Raw genomic sequence first — 3184 nt, 5'->3', positions numbered from 1 at the left:
CCGCGGCCGCTGCCGAGAGAAGCGCCGACTTCCGCCGCACCGATCCGGCCCAGGCTGATCTCAAGCTGATCGAAGAAGGCGCCGAATGGCGCGTGCTGATCCGCGCCGGGGGCCTTCCGAACGGCGGGGCCACGGCGGCGGATTGCGAGCTTCAGGCGCGCGGCGCCCAGGACCGCGACGACGTCATCCACGCCAGGCTGATCCCGTTTGAAGGCGAGGTGAATGAACTGACGGCGGCCGACATCGGCGCCGACGCGCCGGTCGTCACGGTGCGCGTGGGGCCGGAAGGCGCCTTCGTCGAGGACAGCACGGCCGCCAACCGCTTCTGCGGCATGGGCTCCGACATCTCGGGCTTCTACAGCCGCACCCAGACGCCGGACTGACGGCGTATCAGGGGCCTAGAGGCCGACGTCCCAGACGCCCGCGTCGCGCATGCGGCATTCGCGGGCTTCTGCGGCGCGGCCGCCCATGTCCTGGGCCATGCCGCGAATGGCGTCGGACACCGTGGTCTTGTGCAGGCCGGGCGTCACCGCATGGATGAAGGCGCACCCCGCCAGGCGCAGCAGCTTGAAGCCGAAACGCGACGACGCGGCCATATGTTCGAGATAGGTCTCGTCGACCTCTCGCGGGTGATCGCGGAACAGGCGGTTGAAAGCGTTCGACATGAAGACAGCCTAGCGTGGTCGCGCCGGTCCCTCTACCCGGCGGCCGCATTCTGGCCTAAACCCGCCGTAGCAACAGGGGGCGCTTCGTCACGCCGCTTCAACCCCGCGTGAGGCCCCTGCCGAGATCTAAAAGGACGACCGATGGCCGACGGCAAGACCACTTCCGCCCAAACTTTCCGCTGGGAAGACCCCTTCGACCTGACGGGCCGTCTGACCGACGAGGAGCGGATGGTGCAGGACGCGGCGCGGTCCTATGCGCGCGAAGCCCTGCTGCCGCGCGTGGTCGCCGCCTTCCGCGACGAGGTGTTTGATCGCGCCATCATGACCGAGATGGGCGAAATGGGCTTCCTGGGCGCCATGCTGCCGGAACAGTACGGCGGCTCCGAAGCGTCGCACGTCGCCTACGGCCTGATCGCGCGCGAGGTTGAAGCGATCGACAGCGGCTATCGTTCGGCCATGTCGGTGCAGTCGTCCCTGGCCATGTATCCGATCTACGCCTTCGGCTCGGACGAGCAGAAGGCGAAATTCCTGCCCAAGATGGCGGCGGGCGAGCTGGTCGGCTGCTTCGGCCTGACCGAGGCGGACGGCGGGTCGGACCCGGCCTCGATGAAGACCACGGCGGTCGCGGTCGACGGCGGCTATCGCCTGAACGGCGGCAAATACTGGATCACCAACTCGCCGATCGCCGACCTGGCCATCGTCTGGGCCAAGCTGGACGGCGTGATCCGCGGCTTTATCGTCGAGCGCGATTTCGACGGCTTCACCACAGGCAAGATCGGCGACAAGCTGTCGCTTCGCGCCTCGGTGACGGGCGACATCGGCCTGAACGACGTCTTCGTGCCGGAGGCCAACATCCTGCCGGGCGTCCAGGGGCTGCGCGGGCCGTTCTCCTGCCTGAACAAGGCGCGCTTCGGCATCGCCTGGGGCGCGATGGGCGCGGCGGAGTTCTGCTTCCACGCCAGCCGCGACTATGTGGCCGAGCGGACCCTGTTCGGCCGCCCGTTGTCGTCGCGCCAGCTGGTGCAGAAGAAGCTGGCCGACATGCAGACCGAGATCTTCCTCGGCTTCGAGGGCGCCTACGCTCTGGGTCGTCTGCTGGACACGGGCGCCTGGGTTCCTGAGGCCATCAGCCTGATGAAGCGCAACAACTGCGGCAAGGCCCTGGCCGTGGCGCGCGAGGCCCGCGACATGCATGGCGGCGCCGGCATCACCGGCGAGCTGCACGTCATGCGTCACGCCATGAACCTGGAGACGGTCAACACCTATGAGGGCGCGCACGACGTCCACGCCCTGATCCTGGGCCGCGCCATCACGGGCGAAGCCGCCTTCTGAGACAAGCGTTGCAGAAAACGCGCGACGCGACGATCCTTTGCCGTTGTCGTGCGTTTGTCTCGCCTGCGGGGCGGCGATGATCGCCCGTCTGTCGGCCGAAGGCGGTCGGCGCGTGAAGGAAACCGGAATGACCAAACACAGCCTGCTGGCCGGCGCCGCCCTGGCGATCTTCAGCTTCAGCGGCATGGCCCAGGCTGCGCCCATGGTCGCGGCGACGACGGCTGTCCAGTCGCCTGTAACGGCCATGCCCTATGACGCCCGGCGCGGCGTCTTCACCTTCGCCGCCGGGCTGGAGGAAAGCCTGCCCGCCGTGGTCCAGGTGACGACCCTGGGCCAGTCGCGCGGTCCCAGCTCGGAAAACAATCCCAAGCCGTCGCAGGGCGGCTCGGGCGTCATCATCGACGCGCGCGAAGGCATCATCGTCACCAACCACCACGTCATCGAGAACGGCCAGAAATTCACGGTCGACCTGATCGACGGCCGCCTGTTCGACGCCACCCTGATCGGCGCGGACAAGGCGACGGACATCGCCGTGCTGAAAATCGACGCCACGGGCCTGTCGCAGGTGGCGACGGTGGATTCCGACACCCTGCGCAGCGGGGATCTGGCCTTCGCCGTCGGCTATCCCCTGGGGCTGGACCAGACCCTGACCATGGGCGTCATCTCGGGTCTGAACCGCTCGGGCATGGGCGACGCCATCGAGGACTACATCCAGACCGATGCGGCGGTGAACTCGGGCAACTCGGGCGGACCGCTGCTGGACAGCCGGGGGCGCCTGATCGGCATCAACACCGCCATCCTGTCGGGCGGTTTCGGCGGCGGCAACGACGGCATCGCCTTCGCCGTGCCGACGCGCATCATGATGTTCGTGGTCGACCAGCTGCGCGCCACCGGCGAGGTCAAGCGCGGCCGCGTCGGCCTGGGCCTCGGCTCCCTGACGGCCGAGCGCGCGCGCGAGGTCGGGCTGAACATCGTGCGCGGCGCCGTGGTCTATGACGTCGAGCCGGGCTCGGCGGGCGAGAAGGCGGGGCTGAAGCCCGGCGACGTGCTGACGCGCATCCAGGACCGCCCGGTGGCCAACGCCGGTTCGGTCCAGGCCACGGTCGGCATCGCTCGCGCCGGAACCCAGATGCCGGTCGTCTATCTGCGCGACGGCCGCGAGGCCTCGACCCGGCTGACGGTCGAGC

General features: G+C 68.8%; 4 protein-coding genes. 3 read left to right on the top strand and 1 reads right to left on the bottom strand.

Features of this window, described 5'->3' with window-relative positions; all coding sequences use genetic code 11:
- The coding region (locus tag BDIM_RS15115) for a hypothetical protein (protein ID WP_040346378.1) at positions 1–383 on the top strand (383 nt) is incomplete at its 5' end.
- Positions 384–398: 15 nt separating this feature from the next.
- On the opposite strand, the gene BDIM_RS15110 is transcribed toward BDIM_RS15115, so the two are convergent.
- Entirely contained in the window at positions 399–665 is a 267-nt protein-coding gene (locus tag BDIM_RS15110) for a DUF6356 family protein (RefSeq protein ID WP_003166451.1), read from the bottom strand.
- 141 nt (positions 666–806) lie between these two features.
- Between BDIM_RS15110 and BDIM_RS15105 the strand changes: the two genes are divergently transcribed.
- Positions 807–1997, top strand: a complete 1191-nt coding sequence (locus tag BDIM_RS15105; protein ID WP_003166450.1) for an acyl-CoA dehydrogenase — start codon at positions 807–809, stop codon at positions 1995–1997.
- Positions 1998–2124: 127 nt separating this feature from the next.
- On the top strand, positions 2125–3184 hold a 1060-nt coding region (locus tag BDIM_RS15100; protein WP_050796806.1), incomplete at its 3' end, for a S1C family serine protease.

This window comes from Brevundimonas diminuta ATCC 11568, assembly GCF_000204035.1.
Lineage (GTDB): Bacteria > Pseudomonadota > Alphaproteobacteria > Caulobacterales > Caulobacteraceae > Brevundimonas > Brevundimonas diminuta.
Note: the sequence above shows the minus strand (reverse complement) of the source record. Positions and strands in the feature narration are given on the sequence as shown.